Genomic DNA, 14,273 nt, shown 5'->3' on the forward strand with positions numbered 1-14,273 from the left:
TGGCAGGGACTCCGCAGTTGCGGGACCGATGCCAAACGATGTGAGGTGACGCACAGTAACGATCAGATAGAGGATGGAGTAGGCGTCCGATCGTCCCCAGGGCAGGTCAATGGGGGATGTGCGTGTGGTCGCCGGCGACCCGACGAGGAGCGAGGTCCGGCAAAGCGATGCGTAAGCGGTGCGTAGACAGCACAAAGGCCCAGGAGCAGATTGCGATGTCTGCCTGGGCCTCGATGCTGGTGCGCCGCCAGGGACTCGAACCCCGAACCCGCTGATTAAGAGTCAGCTGCTCTGCCAATTGAGCTAGCGGCGCGTGCTTTCGAACGAAGAGGATCGTAGCAGGATCGTTCGGCAGATATGAAATCGGTTAGGGCTGAAGCGGGGGTGCGCGGGGTCAGGGGCGGAGTTCCAGGAGAGCCATGGCTGCGTTGTGGCCGCCGAGGCCGCTGACGGCGCCGCCTCGGTGGGCGCCGGAGCCGCAGATCATGATGTTCGCCACATCGGTTTCGACGCCCCAGCGGCCGGCCCCGGACTCGTCGTCGGACCAGGGCCACTGGAGGTCGCCGTGGAAGATGTGGCCGCCTGGCATGCCGACGGATTCCTCGATGTCGTACGGGGTTTTCGCCTCTACGCAGAGGTTGCCGTCGGCGTCGCGGGCGATGCAGGGCTCCAGCGGTTCGTCCAGGCAGGACTCCAGTCCGGCCAGCACCCGGCTTACGGACTCGGCGCGGGCCGCGTCGTTGTCGGAGGCAAACAAGCGGGCTGGGAAGTGGACCCCGAAGACGGTCAGTGTTTGGTGGCCTGAGGCAACTAGTGACGGGCTCAGGATCGACGGGTCGGTGAGGGAATGGCAGTAGACCTCGGAGGGCGGCACGGTCGGCAGCGCGCCGCTCGCGGCCTCGCCGTACGCCGTCTCCAGCTGGCTGTAATCCTCATCGATGTGGAAGGTACCGGCGAAGGCCCGGGTGGGGTCGTCGCCGGAACGCAGCCGGGGGAGCCGGGAGAGCAAGAGGTTGATCTTCAACTGCGAACCCTCTGGCTTAACGCCAACCGGCTGACCGCGCAGGGCGGCGAGGGTGGTCGGAGCAACGTTGGCGAGCACGTACGAGCAGTCGACCGTACGCTCACCGTCACCGCCCAGCCAGGTCACGGCGGCACGGGTGCCATCGGCCTCGATCGAGGTCACAGCGGCGTTGGTCACGACTGAGGCGCCCGCGCGGTGAGCCGCGGCAGCCAACGCGTCGGTGACCGCGCCCATCCCGCCCACCGGCACCCGCCATTCGCCCGTGCCGTTGCCGATCAGGTGGTAGAGGAAGCACCGGTTCTGGATCAGCGACTCGTCGTGCAAGCCGGCGAACGTGCCGATCACCGAGTCTGTAGCGACCACGCCACGCACAGTGTCGTCGGCGAAACGCTGCTCGACCAGTTCGCCGAACGGCCGTTCGACCACGGCTTCCCACAACCCGGGATCGACCTGCTGCCGCATGGTCGCCGCGGACACCAATGGCTCCAGCAGTGTGGGTGCAAGGACCTCGGCCAACTGTCCGACGGATCCGTAGAAGTCCTGCCAGGCCTCGTACTCCGTGTCGCTGCCGGTCAACGCGGCAAAGGATTCCCGCGTCGCAGTGCCCTCGGGCCGTTCCACCAGCAGGCCGAGGTCGCGTCCACCGCGACGGACCGGCGTGTACGACGCGACGGAGCGTGACCGGAGTTCCAGGGACAGGCCCAGGTCGGCGACGATCTTGTCTGGCAGCAGGCTGACCAGATACGAGTAGCGCGACAGCCGGGCATCCACCCCGGGGAACACCTGCTGGCTGACCGCGGCGCCGCCGGTGTGGCTCTGTTGTTCGACCACGAGAGTTGAGAGCCCCGCGCCGGCCAAGTACCCGGCTGCGACGAGTCCGTTGTGCCCGCCACCGACGATCACCACGTCGTAGAAGTCCCTCATCAGACCGGCCAATCCAGTTCGCGGTACGCGGCGTCCCAGAACATCCACTCGTACCTGGTGGTGGTGGAAAAGTGCCGGTGGCAACGATCGCGCTCACCCGGTCCGACCTCCGCGCCGAGCCGGTCTGTCACCGCCAGTACCGACTCTACGACGGCATCGAATTCTTCGGATCCATACGTCGCGATCCACTGCTGGTAGAGGGGATCCGGCGAGGACCGCTTCAGCAGTTCCCGCCCGACGTCACGGTAGATCCAGTAGCAAGGCAGCACGGCAGCCACCGCCTCGGCGTACGTGCCGGTGGCGCAGACAGCGGTCAGATAGGACATGTACGCCGTGGTCGTCGGTCCCGAGCCGGTGGCGTCCACATCGACCGAGGTGAGTCCCAGTGACCCCAGCAGGGAGCTGTGGAGTTCCCGCTCGACCTCGATCGCCTCGGCGGCGTGCCGGGCGAACATGCTGACCGCATCCTCGTCGGTAGCCCGGGCCGCGACCAGGGCGAGGGCGCGGGAGTATGCACGCAGATAGTGACTGTCCTGCACGATGAAGTAGCGGAACGCGGTGTGGGGGAGCGTGCCGTCGGTCAGCCCGGTGATGAACGGGTGCCGGACGATCTCCTCGTACACCTCGGCGGCGCCGGCGTTCCACAATTCGTCGGAAAACGTCATCCTCAGCTCCTCGCGCTCGACTGCGACCGACCCTAACCGGAGCGGCCCGACGCAGTACGAGACGAAAGTCACGAACGCGCCTTACGCTGAGCCATGTTGCCAATGCCGCCGGACACTCCGTTGCTGCGCAAGATCCGTACGTCGGTGATCGGTGACGACCAGGTGATGCCCGGGCCGTACGGACCGCGCCGCGTCACGTACGCCGACTACACGGCCTCCGGCCGGGCCCTGACCTTCCTCGAGGACTTCATCCGCGACGAGGTACTGCCGCGCTACGCGAACACCCACACGGAGTCCAGCGGCACCGGCCTGCAGACCACCCGGCTCCGCGAGGACGCGCGGAAGATCATCCACGACAGCGTCGGCGGCGATGCCGAGACCGCGGTGATCTTCTGCGGCTCCGGTGCGACCGGTGCGATCGACAAGCTGATCGGCGTGCTCGGCCTCCGCATCCCGGCCGGGCTGGACGACGTCCATCACTTCACCGACCAGATCGAGAACCGCCCGGTGGTCTTCATCGGCCCGTACGAGCACCACTCCAACGAACTGCCGTGGCGCGAGTCGATCGCCGACGTGGTGGTGATCGGCCAGGATCACGACGGCCATATCGACATCCCGGAGCTGGAGGCAAAGCTCACGAAGTACGCCGATCGCTCGCTGAAGATCGGCTCGTTCTCCGCGGCCAGCAACGTCACGGGGATCGTCAGCAACACCCACCGGGTCTCCGCCCTGCTGCACCGCCACGGCGCGCTGTCCTTCTGGGATTGCGCCGCCGCCGCGCCCTATGTCGAGATCAACATGTACGGCGGCCGCGACCAGGACCCGCTTGCCTACAAGGATGCGATCTTCCTCAGCCCGCACAAGTTCATCGGCGGCCCGGGCACTCCCGGAGTACTGGTTGCCCGCCGGGAACTCCTGCGCAACCGCGTTCCCGACGTACCGGGTGGCGGGACGGTCGCGTACGTGAACCCGACCGAGCACCGCTACCTCGAGGACCCGGTGCATCGCGAGGAGGGCGGCACCCCGGCGATCATCGAGTCGATCCGGGCCGGCCTGGTCTTCCAGCTCAAGCAGGCGGTCGGGATCGAGGTGATCCGCGCGCACGAGGACGCGTACCTGCGCCGCGCGGTCGAGGCCTGGCGGCACGAGCCGGGCATCCAGATCCTCGGCAACCTCGACTCCGAACGGCTGTCGATCGTGTCGTTCGTGATCAAGGCGCCGTCCGGCCGATACCTGCACCACAACTTCGTCGTCGCGCTACTGAACGACCTGTTCGGCATCCAGTCCCGCGGCGGCTGCTCGTGCGCCGGTCCCTACGGGCACACACTGCTCGGCATCGACCTCGAACGCTCGCACGAGTTCGCCGAGGAGATCGAGCACGGCTGCGAGGGCATCAAGCCCGGCTGGGTCCGCGTCAACTTCAACTACTTCATCTCCGAGGCGGTCTTCCAGTACGTCGTGGACGCGGTGATCCTGGTCGCCCAAGAGGGCTGGCGCCTACTCGGCGACTACCGCTTCAACCCCACCAACGGCCTCTGGAAACACCACCGAGGCCCCGTAGAACCACCAATGCGCCTCTCCCAGGTCGGCTACGACGCCGACGGCAGCCTCCGCTACCCCCACCACGACGACAAAGCCCCGGAGTCCGCCCTCCAGACCTACCTAGCCGAGGCCCGCGCCCTCCTAGCCGCCTCCCACCACACCACCAGCACCGAGGCCACCATCAACACAGACTTCGACCACCTCCGCTGGTTCGACCTCCCCGCCACCTGCATCACCCCAGCCCCCCGCTGACGTTCAGGAGCTTGCGCGCAGAGCCAGTTCGTACCCGTCAGTCGTGAGCGTCCACGGCGTCCCATTAACAATCAAGGTGCGATCCCCAAGCGGCGCCCCAGCCACAGCCAGAACAGGTTTACGCACCCACTTGCACCCAGGCCGAACCTCCTGAGTCACCTGTACTGCGACCGCACCCGCCCCTTCAGCAGAGACCACAGCGCGGAGACCCCGTGCACACTCCCCAGGGGTAGCCACAATCAAAACAATCTGCCGAGGATCAGAGACGACCGCCCGAACATCCAGGACCTTCGCAACACTGGCCCGCACAACCGGAGTCGGCTGAACAGTCGCGCTGGGCGCAACCGACTGCGCCTGAACGCTGGAAACAGGTGCAGGCTCGGACTCAGGAGCAGACGCCCCAAACACCTTCGACAGAACGAAAACACTGAATGCGAGTACGCCGATCACAAAGGTGACCACCACCGCGACCCCGTAAACCAACCAAACACTCCCGGACTTCACCCGCCCGATCCTCCCAGCAAAAGGGCCGACGCCAACGAAGCCGTGCCGAGCGAAGCGAAGGCCCCAGCCCGGGGACCCGCCGGGGCCAGCCACAGACGTGGGGGTGCGGGTGGCGAAGCCCCCGCCCGCGCCAAGCGAAGCGCAGGCGCACAAAATGCCGAAGGCGACCCAGTCCGCGCTCTCCGCGGACACAGATCGCCCTCGCCTTCGGGTGAGTAACGGGACTTGAACCCGCGGCCCCCTGGACCACAACCAGGTGCTCTACCAGCTGAGCTATACCCACCATTGCCGCCCTTACTGCAACGGCTGGGTAATCATAGCGACGATCCTCAGTTACCTGAAATCGGGCCCATCACCAGGTTGGCGGCCGCTTTCGCGGTGTCGGTGTCCGGCCCGGGCTGCGGCACGAACACCGTCTGCCGGTAGTACCTGAGCTCCGCGATGCTCTCGGTGATGTCGGCCAGCGCCCGGTGGTTCCCGTTCTTCGCCGGCGTCGCGTAGTACACCCGCGGGTACCAGCGCCGGACCAGTTCCTTGATCGAACTGACGTCGACGTTGCGGTAGTGCAGATGTGCCTCGACCTTCGGCATGTCCCGGACCAGGAAGGTGCGATCCGTGCCGACCGAGTTGCCCGCCAGCGCGGCCTTGCGCGGTTCCTTGACGTAGCCCGTGATGAAGTCGAGCACCTGCTGCTCGGCGTCGGCGAGCGGGATGCCGTTCGGTAGTTCGTCCAGTAGCCCCGACCCGGTGTGCATGTCGCGGACGAAGTCGCCCATCTGCTCCAGCGCAGCCGGAGGCGGCGCGATCACCAGGTCGATGCCCTCGCCGAGCACGTTGAGTTCGTAGTCGGTCACGAGCACGGCGACCTCGATCAGGGCATCCGCCGCCAGATCGAGCCCGGTCATCTCGCAATCGATCCACACCAGCCGGTCGTTCATGAGGACCCACCCTACGGCGACCCGGCGCCACCGTCGCGCCCGGCAGCGTCAACCCCGGGCGTGGCGGTGGGAAGTTGGGTCTTCCCGGGTGTCCCGGGACGCTCGTCCCTGCCGGATCGGGACAAGTACACGGTGAGATCAGGGCTAACACGGTTGCCTATCCGCTACCCACAGTGCTGTCCTGTTCAGGGGCTGGGGATGGAGGACGGGGAAAATGCCGACAGATGGGGCTGGGCAGGCCGTGCAGGGCACGGTCGCGCGTCCGCGACTGACGGCGCTGCTGGACGAGGGGGCCAAGCGCCGGCTGCTGACCGTGGTAGCGGATGCCGGCTTCGGTAAGTCGACCCTGCTCGGCTCGTGGGCGGCAACGCGTCCCTGCGCCTGGTACACCGTCCGCTCCGAGGATCGCTCACTCGCGGCCATGGTCTCCGGGCTGGTGGGCGCCGTGCATCGCCAAGTACCGGCCCTGCCGGCCGTGCTCGCGGCGGAGTTGCAAGGACCACGCGGTCCGGATGCCGATGCAGAGCAGGAGACCCGAGCACTCGCGTACGCCGCTGTGCTGGCCGAGGCGCTCGAGCAGAACCTCACCGGCGAGCTGGTTCTCGTCCTGGACGACCTGCACGAACTGGCGCCCGGCGATCCCGCGACCAGGTTGATCGAGGGCCTGGTCCGGATCGCTCCGCCTTCCTTGCATCTGGTGGTGGCTTCCCGGACGCCGATGCCGTTCGGGATCGACCGGTTGCGGGGCAGGGGCCAGGTGCTGGAGCTCGATGCGACCGACCTTGCCTTCAGTGTCGAAGAAACTGTCGCCGTGCTGGACGTAGTACTGGGGGACGGGTCTGAGGAGTTGGCCGAGCCGCTGCACGCCGCAGTACAGGGATGGCCTGCGGCTGCGCGGCTAGCTGTAGATGCGCTGCGGACTGTGCCGGCTGCGGCGCGGCAGAGCAGGCTGCGTCGGGCCCTGCGTTCGGACGGCCCTCTGTACGACTACCTGGCCGAGGAGGTCTTCGCTGCCGAGCCTCCATCCGTACGACGCTTGGTCGCCGCGGTTGCTGTCTTACCGCGGTTCGGATCCGAGTTGTGCCAGGCAATAGGACTAGCGGACAGCGCGGAGATCCTGCAGCAGCTCCGGACGAGAGGTCTGCTCGTCTCGGCCGGGGATTCGGACTACGAGCTGAACCCGCTGGTCCGGGACTTCGCGCGAGACCGGCTGGTCTCGGAAGAACCAGAGATGGACCAACTGACTCTCGAGGCCGGGAAGTGGTTCGAGTCGGTCGGAGACCACCGGGACGCGCTGAGCTGCTTCCAGGCAGTGGATCCGCAGCAGGTGGTCCGGATGCTGGCAGAGCGCGGGCAGGCGATGGTCAGGGGCGGGCTGGCCGAGACCGTGGTCGCATCCATCGCTGTCCTGCCGGCCGAGGTGCGGGACGCAGCGGTGGACCAGTTGGAGGGTGAGGCCCGGCAGGTGCTCGGTGACTGGCAGGGCGCCGAGGCCTGCTTCGACCGGATCATCGGCCCGGTCGGCGAGATCCCGGTCGGCATCGCCTGGCGACTGGGCCTGATCCACCACCTGCGGGGCCGGACCGACCTGGCCATCGCCACCTACCGCCGGGGCCGGCTCGACGGACAGCACCCGCTCGACGAGGCCCTGGTGCGGGCCTGGTGTGCCGGTGCGCACTGGCTGCGCGGGGAGTTCGAGGAGTGCCGGTCGCTGATCGAGACCGCTCACGCCGCGGCCAAGGTCTCGGGTGACGATCAGCTGCTGGCGCTTTCCCACACTGTGCTGGCGATGCTGGCCGCGGCCGACAGCGACCCACAGGGCAATGCCTCGCACTATGTGCGCGCCTTGGAGTACGCGGATCGCGCAGGCGACCTACTGCAGTCCGTCCGCATCAGGGTGAACCGCAGCTCGCACCACATAGGGGAGGGCGACTACGCGCTTGGTCTGGCGGAGCTGGACCGCGCCCTGGAGGTGGCAGACCGAGCAGGCTTCGCGGTGTTCCGTGCACTCGCCTTGAACAACCGCGGCGAGGCTCTGCTTCGCCTGGGCCGATTGGACGAGGCAATAGGTGAGCTGGAGGCTTCCAGGGCGCTCTTCCAGAAGCTGGAGTCCAGGCGAGTCGCCCAGCCCCTTTCGCTGTTGGGAGAGGTCTACCGCGAACGCGGCGACCGCGCGATGGCCCGGGCATGTTTCGAAGAGGCCATCAGCATCGCCGAGGAGACCAAGGACATGCAGTCGCTGGTGCCCTCGCTGGCAGGGCTGGCTCGCGTACTGACCGTCGAAGAGCCGCAGCGGGCCGCCGAGCTGGCCGAGATGGCCCGGCAGGCCGTCGCCTACGGTCCTGTGCTGGGACTGTCCGGGGCCATCGTTGCCCTCGGCTGGGTGACTCTGTCCACTGGCGACAAAGAAGAAGCAGCCAAGGTTGCCGAGGAAGCTGCCGCGATCTGCCGCAAGCGACGCGACCGCGCCGGCCTGGCCGATGCGTTGGAGCTGTACGCCGAGGCAGAAGGCGGCGAGGTGCTCCACGAAGTACTGAATATCCGCAAGGAGCTGGGTGATCCACTCGGTCAGGCGCGCGCTGAGCTCATGCTGGCAAAGCGTACGCACGGCCCTGAAGGACGTGAGCTCGCCCTGCGAGCCCACAAACAATTCCTGGCAGCCGGAGCCACTCGCTATGCCGCAGCTGCTTTGGCTGCCAGCGAGGAGACAGGTCCGCCTCCTGTTCGCGTCGAGTGCCTGGGCGGCTTCCGCGTACTGCGTAACGGCAAGCCGGTGCAGCTCGGCGAGTGGCCGTCCAAGAAGGCCCGCGACCTGCTGAAGATCCTGGTGGCACGTCGCTGCCGTCCAGTGGCCCGCGTGCAACTGCTGGACCTGCTCTGGCCGGACCAGGACGAATCGGTCGCGTCGCCGCGGTTGTCGGTTGCTTTGTCGACAGTGCGGTCGGTGCTGGACCCGACCAAGGAGTACTCGCCGGACCAGTTCGTCGGCGCCGACCGCGCCACCATCTGGCTGGACGGCGACCGGACGGCCGTCGACGTCGAGTTGTTCCTGCACGACGCAAGGGCAGGCCTGGACAGTGGCGATCCCACCTTGCTGCGAGCCGCCGAAGCGGCGTACAGCGGAGACTTCCTGGAAGAGGACGTGTACGCCGATTGGGCCGCCGGCATGCGGGAGGAGGCCCGGGCGCTCTATGTCCGAGTGGCTCGCGTCCTGGCCGAGCGCGGCAAGCGTGACCCCGACGCGGCCGCGGGCTACCTATTGCGGATCCTCCAGCGGGACCAGTACGACGAGCGCGCGCACCTCGGGCTGGTTTCCGCCTTCCAGTTGAGCGGAGCCCACGGCGAGGCCCGCCGGTCCTACCGCACCTACGTCCAGCGGATGACCGAGCTCGAGGTCGAGCCGGCGCCGTACCCAGCAGTGCCGGCCCGGCTTTAAGGCTTTCTGAAGGATCGCCCGGACCATCGGTACATGGCAGCGCCGGTGCACAAGGCAACGGTCATCCGCGACTTCGGAGTCGCCGGTGACCCGTCGCAGGACGGGCTACACCCCGGCCGTGACTACCGAGCGGACCACGGTACGACGATCCGGGCCACCCTGGCCGGCGTCGTCGTACGGGTCGAGGGGGACGAGGTAGTGGTCGAGTCGAACGCGATCTGGCATCTCTACAGCCACCTGTCCGAAGTACAGGTTCGACGGGGGGACACGGTGGAGACAGGGGATTGCCTGGGGATCGCGCTCGGGCCGCATCTGCACTACGAGGAGCGGGTCAAGCCGTACCGGCCGGGGGATCACAGGAGTCCCCGGTTCGACCTGCATCCCAACGCGCGGCTGCCTGCGTAGGGCTCTTGGGGGAGTGGGTAGCGCCGGGCGGGTCGGCCGTGGAGGGAGCGGTCGAGCCGCTCGGCGCTACCGTGCACAGGTGATCGCGACCAGATTCGACACAGCGCGCCTTGCGATGCTGCCGTTGCGGATCGAGTACGCCGGGGAGATGGCTGGGGTACTCGCCGCGCCTGAGCTCTACGTCTTCACCGGCGGTGAGCCGCCGACCGCAGAGCAGTTGCTGCGGCGCTATGAGCGTCAACTGGCCGGGCCGGACGACGCATCCGGGTTCTGGCTCAACTGGGTGATCCAGTCGACGGAGGACGACCTACTGGTCGGCTATCTCCAGGCCACGGTGATCGGCGAGGACGCCGAGATCGCCTGGGTGCTCGGGACCGGCTGGCAGGGCCGCGGCTACGCCAAGGAGGCCGCACTCGGCCTGGTCGACTGGCTACGGGTTCAGGGTGTCCAGCGGGTCATCGCGCACGTCCACCCCGACCACAGTGCGTCCGCCGCTGTCGCCGCCGCGGCCGGTCTGACCCGCACGGCCCACCTCGATGACGGCGAGTACCTGTGGGAGCTCTAGACCGCAGAACAGGCCCGACCGAAACGGCCGGGCCTGCTCAGTGCTTGTCTAGATCAGTGCTGCTCTAGATCAGAGCGGGCGAACGTTGTCCGCCTGCGGGCCCTTCGGGCCCTGGGTCAGGTCGAACTCGACCTTCTGGTTCTCGTCCAGCGAACGGTAACCGTCGGTCTGGATCGCCGAGTGGTGCACGAAGACGTCGGCGCCGCCGCCGTCCTGCGAGATGAAGCCGAAGCCCTTTTCGCTGTTGAACCACTTCACTGTTCCGTTGGCCATGATCTGCTCCTTCTGTGGGGCGGGTAACAAGTAGCCGCGGTCGCCGCTACCAGGGTTGCCGTGCGAGCCCTCCCACATCGGACCAAGGCCCAGAAATGAGAAAACGCCCTGCGGATCACATACTCCGCGGGCGTTTCAAAAACGAACGTGGAACTGCAAAACTGCAACCGCCGAAAACGGTAGCACAGTCACCACGATCCGCGATGCTCCGGGACCAGGAAAATGAACGGGATGAGCAGCACCAGCATCGCGGCGAACACGACGAAGGTGTGCGCCTGGGCCATCCCCGGGTTGGCGCTGTTCGCGACGATCGAGGTGGTGACGGAGACCGCGATGATGCCGCCGGACTGACGGAACATCCCGCGCAGGCCCGCGATCGCCGAGATCTGGTCCGGCGCGAGCTGCAGAATCGCGTTGTTCGAGGCCGGGATGGACAGTCCCATGCCGATCCCCGTCACCCCGGCGGCGACGGACAACCAGCCGTACGGCGTCATCCCGTGCGGTGCCAGCGCCAGCAGCGTCATCCCGCCCGCGACCAGCAGGAACCCGATGATCATCGGGGCCCGGTAGCCGGTCCGCCGGAGCGCGAACACCGCCAGCCCGGCGACGCAGATCATCCCGACAGCCCTTGCCGTCAGCAACGTCCCGGCCTCCAGCGGCTGGATCCCGTACCGCGATTCGGCGTACAGCGGAACCAGCGCGCCGAACCCCAGGACGGCAGCGCCGTACAGCAGGTTGATCGAGTTCATCACCCCGAAGCCGCGGCCGCGCAGCAGGTTGAGCGGGATGAACGGCGAAGCACTCCGTTTGGCGTGTCGCACGAACAGGTAACCCGAGATCAGCGCCAGCACCTCCGCGCCGAGGAAGAGTGGATCGGTCGGGCTGGACCCGCTGCCGCCGAGCAAGGTGATCCCGTACATGCCGCTGAGCATCGTCAGCGCCAGCAGGCCCGCGCCGACGAGGTCGAACCGGCCGGTCTTCTTCGGGGTGCTGCGCGGGATGAACCGGGCGCCGAGCGCGATCAGCAGCAATCCCATCGGCACGTTCACCAGGAAGATCTCGCGCCAGGACCAGTAGGTGACGATGACGCCGCCGATGATCGGCCCGAGGATGCCGCCGATCGGGAAGATGCTGGCGAACATCCCGACCGCGCGGTCCCGGTCGCGGCCGAACTGCTCGGACACGATGCCGGTCGCGGTCGGCATGAACGCGCCGCCGCCGATCGCCTGGAAGGCGCGGAACAGCACCAGCAGGTAGATGTTGTCGGCCAGGCTGCAGGCCAGCGACGCCACCGTGAACAGCACCGCGGCGCCGAGGAAGATCCGCTTCCGGCCGAACTGGTCACCGAGCCGGCCGGCCAGCGGCATCACGATGATCTGGCCGAGCGCGTAGATGGTGATCGTCCAGCCGCTCCAGTTCAGCTGCGCGTGCAGGTCGCGCTGGATCGCGTTGAGCGCGGTCGCCACTATGGTCTGATCGATCGAGGCCATCATCAGCCCGATGGAGACGATGCCGAACACCAGCCGCCGGTGTGGCTGCGGCTCGTCCCCGACGAGCGCCGGGGCAGTCCTGGGGGCTGTGGTCGTCACGGAATGACAGTACATTGCTTGCCAGCAGGCAATAAAGAGGGGTTGAGGAAAATGTCGGATACCGAGACGTTGAACAAGCTGCGCGGGGTGATCTCCAAGCTAGCCCGGGAGCTCAACGCCACGGCGACGAACGAGGGGCTGACCCCGACCCAGGCTTCGGTGCTGGGGCTGATCGCGTTCCGCGGTCCGCTCGGCCTGACCGAGCTGGCTCAGCTGGAGGGCCTCAACCCGACCATGCTGTCCCGGGTGGTCGGCAGGCTGACCGAGCTCGGGCTGATCCAGCGCGACCCGAACCCCCAGGACCTCCGCGCGATCCGGGTCGAGGCCACGGACGACGGCCGCACCCTGCACGAGAAGGTCAAGCTGGTCCGGACCGAGACGATCGCCTCCTGTCTCGACCAGCTCCCCGAGAAGTCCGCCCAGATCATCATCGATGCCCTTCCCGCGCTGGAAGAACTGGCCCAGGCGCTCCGCTCCAAGGGGCCTGCCAAGTGACCTTTGGTATACCGTCGACAATATGAGGCCCGCTGCTGGAGTAGTGCTCGCCGGGGGCCGCTCCTCCCGGATGGGGACCGCGAAGGGCGCGCTCGAATGGCACGGCTCCACCTTGTTGCGTCACATCACCGGCGTGGTCGCCCGCGCAGTCGACGGCCCGGTGATCGTCGTTCGCGCACCCGGTCAGGAGCTGCCCGAGCTCGATCCCGCGGTGGTCGTCTGCGAGGACCCGGAGGAAGGGCGCGGTCCTCTGCAGGGGCTCGCGGCCGGCCTGGCCGTGGCAGCCGCGACCTCGGACACGGCCTTCGTCTGCTCGACCGATCTGCCCTTCCTGCATGTCTCCTTCATTCAGGCCGTACTCCGGCGGTTCGACCCTGACACGCCGGATGTGGTGCTGCCGATCGTCCACGGGTACCGGCAACCCATGACCGCCGGCTACCGGACCGACATCGCGTCGAGGATCACCAAGTTGCTCGACGCTGGGCGGTCCCGTCCGGCCCAGTTGTTCGACGAGTGCGTCGTCCGGCGCCTCGACGAGGCCGAACTGCTGGCCGATCCGCAGGTGGCGAGGACCGATCCGCTGCTGGAATCCGTGGTCAATGTGAACGAGCTGTCGGAGTACCGGGAAGCACGTCGCCGGGAAGCCCCGGAGATCGTGGTCGAGCGGTTCGGCGTACTGGCCAACCGAGGCGGGGGCCGGGGTCCTCGGCGGGTTCACGCGGCGAATCTCGGAGCGGCCGCGAAGCAGGTCGGGCTGGCCCTCGATGGCCAGGTGGTCGCGTCGATCAACGGCGACCAGATCCGCGGCGACGGCCGGGTGCCCTTGCTGCCTGGCGACACCGTCGCCTTCAGTCCCGCGACCACGCAGTAGTCGTCCTCGCGGTTCTTGGGTTGGCCGCGCCTATCAAGGCGGGCTGCGAAGCCAGTAAATGTGACCTACGTCATGTCTTGACCGCACTCTGCGGCCAGCCTACTGTATGCGGTATACCAAGCCCCTCCGGAAGGTGGGACCCATGGAGAATGCGCACAAGCTGGCCGTGAACTGCTCGATCCTGTTCACCGAGCTGCCCTTGCTGGAAAGACCCGCGGCCGCCGAGGCCGCCGGTTTCGAAGCGGTGGAGTTCTGGTGGCCGTTCGATTCCGCTCTGCCCGGTGACGCCGAGGTCGACGCGTTCGAGCGCTCGATCCGCGATGCCGGAGTCCAGCTGATCGGACTGAACTTCGCGGCCGGCGACATGCCCGGCGGCGACCGAGGCCTGGTCTCCTGGCCGCAACGATCACTGGAGTTCCGCGACAACATCGCGGTCACGCTGGGGATCGGCGAACGGCTCGGATGCCGTGCTTTCAACGCCTTGTACGGCAATCGCGTGGAAGGTGTCACCCCGGCGGCCCAGGACGAACTGGCCGCCGAGAACCTCGCACTGGCCGCCACCGCGGCCGGTTCCTTCGGCGGGACGGTACTGGTCGAGCCGGTCAGTGGTGCGGACAGGTATCCGCTGCTGACGGCTGCCGACGCGGTCGACGTGATCACCCGGGTGCAACAAGAGTCTGGCGTGACCGCGATCGGCCTGCTCGCGGACCTCTACCACCTCACCGTCAACGGGGATGACGTGAGCAAGGCGATCGCGACGTACGCGGATCGCATCGCGCACGTACAGATC

At 67.5% G+C, this 14,273-nt stretch carries 12 protein-coding genes and 2 tRNA genes; 7 read left to right on the plus strand and 7 right to left on the minus strand.

Annotation, left to right across the window (positions count from 1 at the left end):
• Positions 1-237: 237 nt before the first annotated feature.
• The 3 genes from VFG33_RS35295 to tenA all read right to left on the minus strand — a co-directional run bounded on the left by VFG33_RS35295 (position 238) and on the right by tenA (position 2,613).
• Positions 238-313: transfer RNA gene (locus VFG33_RS35295), tRNA-Lys, on the minus strand.
• A gap of 81 nt (positions 314-394) precedes the next feature.
• A complete protein-coding gene (locus tag VFG33_RS35300; protein ID WP_325057366.1) occupies positions 395-1,948 on the minus strand; it encodes a phytoene desaturase family protein in 1,554 nt (517 codons plus the stop codon).
• On the minus strand, positions 1,948-2,613 hold the full coding sequence (gene tenA, locus VFG33_RS35305; RefSeq protein WP_325057367.1) for a thiaminase II: 666 nt from the start codon (positions 2,611-2,613) through the stop codon (positions 1,948-1,950). Before tenA ends, VFG33_RS35300 begins: the two co-directional genes overlap by 1 nt.
• A gap of 102 nt (positions 2,614-2,715) precedes the next feature.
• Between tenA and VFG33_RS35310 the strand changes: the two genes are divergently transcribed.
• Positions 2,716-4,407 (plus strand): aminotransferase class V-fold PLP-dependent enzyme, encoded by a 1,692-nt coding sequence (locus VFG33_RS35310; RefSeq protein WP_325057368.1) that lies wholly within the window; start codon positions 2,716-2,718, stop codon positions 4,405-4,407.
• 714 nt (positions 4,408-5,121) lie between these two features.
• Here VFG33_RS35310 and VFG33_RS35315 read toward each other — a convergent pair.
• Positions 5,122-5,194, minus strand: a tRNA-His gene (locus tag VFG33_RS35315).
• Between the two features lie 46 nt (positions 5,195-5,240).
• Positions 5,241-5,849 (minus strand): oligoribonuclease, encoded by a 609-nt coding sequence (orn, locus tag VFG33_RS35320; RefSeq protein ID WP_325057369.1) that lies wholly within the window; start codon positions 5,847-5,849, stop codon positions 5,241-5,243.
• A gap of 214 nt (positions 5,850-6,063) precedes the next feature.
• On the opposite strand from orn, the gene VFG33_RS35325 reads away from it, so the two are divergent.
• The 3 genes from VFG33_RS35325 (at position 6,064) to VFG33_RS35335 (ending at position 10,255) form a co-directional block, all read left to right on the plus strand.
• Positions 6,064-9,285, plus strand: coding sequence for an AfsR/SARP family transcriptional regulator (locus tag VFG33_RS35325; protein ID WP_325057370.1), 3,222 nt, complete (start codon positions 6,064-6,066; stop codon positions 9,283-9,285).
• A gap of 33 nt (positions 9,286-9,318) precedes the next feature.
• Positions 9,319-9,690, plus strand: a complete 372-nt coding sequence (locus VFG33_RS35330; protein WP_325057371.1) for a M23 family metallopeptidase — start codon at positions 9,319-9,321, stop codon at positions 9,688-9,690.
• 79 nt (positions 9,691-9,769) lie between these two features.
• Positions 9,770-10,255 carry a GNAT family N-acetyltransferase gene (locus VFG33_RS35335; protein WP_325057372.1) on the plus strand — a complete coding sequence of 162 codons (486 nt, stop codon included), beginning with the start codon at positions 9,770-9,772 and terminating at the stop codon, positions 10,253-10,255.
• 69 nt (positions 10,256-10,324) lie between these two features.
• Here VFG33_RS35335 and VFG33_RS35340 read toward each other — a convergent pair whose 3' ends face one another.
• Together VFG33_RS35340 and VFG33_RS35345 are read right to left on the minus strand one after the other, a co-directional pair.
• Positions 10,325-10,528 (minus strand): cold-shock protein, encoded by a 204-nt coding sequence (locus tag VFG33_RS35340; protein WP_325057373.1) that lies wholly within the window; start codon positions 10,526-10,528, stop codon positions 10,325-10,327.
• Positions 10,529-10,716: 188 nt separating this feature from the next.
• Positions 10,717-12,117 carry an MFS transporter gene (locus tag VFG33_RS35345; RefSeq protein ID WP_325057374.1) on the minus strand — a complete coding sequence of 467 codons (1,401 nt, stop codon included), beginning with the start codon at positions 12,115-12,117 and terminating at the stop codon, positions 10,717-10,719.
• A 51-nt stretch (positions 12,118-12,168) separates the two neighbouring features.
• Between VFG33_RS35345 and VFG33_RS35350 the strand changes: the two genes are divergently transcribed.
• The 3 genes from VFG33_RS35350 to VFG33_RS35360 all read left to right on the plus strand — a co-directional run.
• Entirely contained in the window at positions 12,169-12,612 is a 444-nt protein-coding gene (locus VFG33_RS35350; RefSeq protein ID WP_325057375.1) for a MarR family winged helix-turn-helix transcriptional regulator, read from the plus strand.
• A 22-nt stretch (positions 12,613-12,634) separates the two neighbouring features.
• On the plus strand, positions 12,635-13,483 hold the full coding sequence (mobA, locus tag VFG33_RS35355) for a molybdenum cofactor guanylyltransferase (RefSeq protein ID WP_325057376.1): 849 nt from the start codon (positions 12,635-12,637) through the stop codon (positions 13,481-13,483).
• Between the two features lie 142 nt (positions 13,484-13,625).
• A partial coding sequence (locus tag VFG33_RS35360; RefSeq protein WP_325057377.1) for a TIM barrel protein occupies positions 13,626-14,273 on the plus strand: 648 nt, incomplete at its 3' end.

The organism is Kribbella sp. (assembly GCF_035687465.1).
Lineage (GTDB): Bacteria > Actinomycetota > Actinomycetes > Propionibacteriales > Kribbellaceae > Kribbella.